This window comes from Streptomyces sp. NPDC059080 (genome assembly GCF_042739975.1).
GTDB lineage: Bacteria > Actinomycetota > Actinomycetes > Streptomycetales > Streptomycetaceae > Streptomyces > Streptomyces benahoarensis.
Map to the genome: position 1 here is coordinate 22,935 of NZ_JBHYGX010000005.1, position 2,997 is coordinate 25,931.

At 67.5% G+C, this 2,997-nt stretch carries 2 protein-coding genes; one reads left to right on the forward strand and one right to left on the reverse strand.

Going from position 1 to position 2,997, the window contains the following annotated elements:
* Window positions 1–154 precede the first annotated feature (154 nt).
* Entirely contained in the window at window positions 155–385 is a 231-nt protein-coding gene (locus tag ACFWWQ_RS05195) for a hypothetical protein (RefSeq protein ID WP_384590364.1), read from the reverse strand.
* Between the two features lie 443 nt (window positions 386–828).
* Here ACFWWQ_RS05195 and ACFWWQ_RS05200 point away from each other — a divergent pair, with 443 nt between their 5' ends.
* Complete coding sequence (locus ACFWWQ_RS05200) at window positions 829–2,949, forward strand: type IIA DNA topoisomerase subunit B (RefSeq protein ID WP_384590366.1); 2,121 nt, start codon at window positions 829–831, stop codon at window positions 2,947–2,949.
* Window positions 2,950–2,997: the final 48 nt, after the last annotated feature.

Consider the following 2,997-nt stretch of genomic DNA (forward strand, 5'->3'; position numbering starts at 1 on the left):
GGGCGCGCGCGCCCGCGCCCGCCCCGCCGCGCCCGCCGCGCGCGCGCCTCGTCTTTCTTACGGGGTGGGGGGCGACCCCCCGCGGGGGCGCGCGCCCCCCCCCCCCCCGCCACGGCCTGGGCCGCTACTCGCTCGTCGTCGTGGATGCGATGTGTCAGCGTTCCTCATCGGACGCAGACGCCGAAGGGGCGGTCAGCCGCTCCGTCTCGTCCTGTATTTCCGCGGCGATCTTCTTGAGTTCTGGCTCGAACTTGCGACCGTGGTGGGCGCAGAAGAGCAGTTCTCCGCCGGACATCAGGACGACGCGCAGGTATGCCTGGGCGCCGCAGCGGTCGCAGCGGTCAGCGGCCGTCAGCGGGCTCGCGGGTGTCAGAACAGTAGTCACGTCGCCTCTTCTCTAGCTCGACGAGCTGTCGTACCAGGGTCAACATCCAACCAGGCCGAAAACGTTCCCGCTCGTGCCTTTTCCTCGAAAAAAATCTTCGAGAGGCTGGCCGGGTGCTGCCGGGTGGCGGCGAATGAGCCGTATTGCTCGATGGTTCGATTCACGGTTGCTGGGTGCGTCCTCCCGGCTGGCTTGCCGGTCGTTGATGAGGACGTGCCCGGAGCCTAAATGGTTCATGCCTCGAAGGGAACGTGATGTTCACGTCACGTGGCCTTCACCCCATCGAGGGATCGAACGAACGATCGAAATTCTACTACCATGAGCGTGCGGACGGGTGGCGTCACATCGGCTCTACCTGGCCTCGGTACGCTCTGACCGGCGTTACCGCCACAACCGAGTCCGCGGAATGCGGACTGCCAGAAATTCAGCGAGGAGCGAACCGCGTGACCGCCGAGATGTCCGTGCCGTCCACCGCAGTGCTGACCGGGGCTGACCGGGACGGATCCAACTACACCGCGCGGCATCTGCTCGTCCTGGAGGGGCTGGAGGCCGTCCGCAAACGCCCTGGCATGTACATCGGCTCCACGGACAGTCGCGGCCTGATGCACTGCTTGTGGGAGATCATCGACAACTCGGTCGACGAGGCGCTCGGCGGCTACTGCGACCGCATCGACGTCATCCTCCACGCCGACGGTTCCGTGGAGGTCCGCGACAACGGCCGTGGCATCCCCGTCGACGTCGAGCCGAAAACCGGCCTCAGCGGCGTCGAGGTCGTCTTGACCAAGCTGCACGCCGGCGGAAAGTTCGGCGGCGGCTCCTACGCCGCCTCCGGTGGTCTGCACGGCGTCGGCGCCTCCGTCGTCAACGCCCTCTCCGCCCGCCTCGATGTCGAGGTCGACCGCAACGGCAAGACGCACTCGATCAGCTTCCGCCGCGGCGTCCCTGGGGCCTTCACCGCATCCGGCCCGGAGGCCCCCTTCGACCCGGGCAACGGCCTTGTCAAGGGCAAGCGCGTCGCCAAGACGAAGACCGGCACCCGGGTGCGCTACTGGGCCGACCGCCAGATCTTCCTCAAGGACGCCCGGCTCTCCCTGGAGACGCTGTACGCCCGCGCCCGCCAGACCGCCTTCCTGGTGCCCGGGCTCACCCTCGTCGTCCGTGACGAACGCGGCACCGATGGTGCCTCCACCACGGAAGAGACCTTCCACTACGACGGCGGCATCAGCGAATTCTGCGAGTACCTCGCCCAGGACAAGGCCGTCTGCGACGTCCTGCGGCTGAGCGGACACGGCACCTTCAAGGAGACCGTGCCCGTCCTGGACGACCGCGGTCACATGACCCCCACCGAGGTCACCCGCGAGCTGGGCGTCGACATCGCGCTCCGTTGGGGCACCGGGTACGACGCGACGGTCAGGTCCTTTGTCAACATCATCGCGACGCCCAAGGGCGGCACCCACGTCTCCGGGTTCGAGCGGTCGGTTGCCAAGACCGTCAACGAGGTGCTGCGGTCGAGCAAGCTGCTCCGCGTCGCTGAGGACGACGTCGTCAAGGACGACGCCATGGAGGGGCTCACTGCGGTCGTCACCGTGCGGCTCGCGGAGCCCCAGTTCGAGGGCCAGACCAAGGAGGTGCTCGGCACCTCCGCCGCCTCCCGCATCGTCGCCCAGGTGGTCGGCCGGGAGCTCAAGGCGTTCCTGACGTCCACCAAGCGCGACGCGAAGCAGCAGGCCCGCGCCGTCCTGGAGAAGGTCGTCGCTGCGGCCCGCACTCGAATCGCCGCACGTCAGCACAAGGAGGCACAGCGCCGGAAGACGGCCCTGGAGTCCTCTTCGCTGCCCGCCAAGCTTGCCGACTGCCGCAGCGACGACGTCGAGCGCAGCGAGCTCTTCATCGTCGAGGGCGACTCGGCGCTCGGCACCGCCAAGCTCGCCCGGAACTCCGAGTTCCAGGCGCTGCTGCCGATCCGTGGCAAGATCCTCAACGTTCAGAAGTCGTCCGTCTCGGACATGCTCAAGAACACCGAATGCGGCGCCATCATCCAGGTCATAGGGGCAGGCTCCGGCCGCACCTTCGACATCGACGCCGCCCGGTACGGCAAGGTCATCTTCCTCGCCGACGCCGATGTCGACGGCGCGCACATCCGGTGCCTGCTGCTGACGCTCTTCCAGCGCTATATGCGGCCCATGGTCGAACAGGGCAGGGTCTTCTCCGCCGTGCCGCCCCTGCACCGCATCGAACTGACCAACCCCAAGAAGGGGCAGGAGAAGTACCTCTACACCTACTCCGACAACGAACTGCGGCAGACCCTGCTCGAACTGGAGCGGAAGAAGATCCGCTACAAGGACAGTATCCAGCGCTACAAGGGCCTCGGTGAGATGGACGCAGACCAGCTCGCCGAGACCACCATGGACCCGCGCCACCGCACCCTGCGCCGGATCAACATCAGCGATCTCGAAGCGGCGGAGCGGGCCTTCGACCTCCTCATGGGCAACGAGGTCGCCCCGCGCAAGGAGTTCATCACCAACTCCGCGTCCACACTGGACAGGTCGCGCATCGACACCTGAGCGCCACCGGGCGCGCCGAGGGGTGTCCCTCCACCCAGGGGTGGAGGG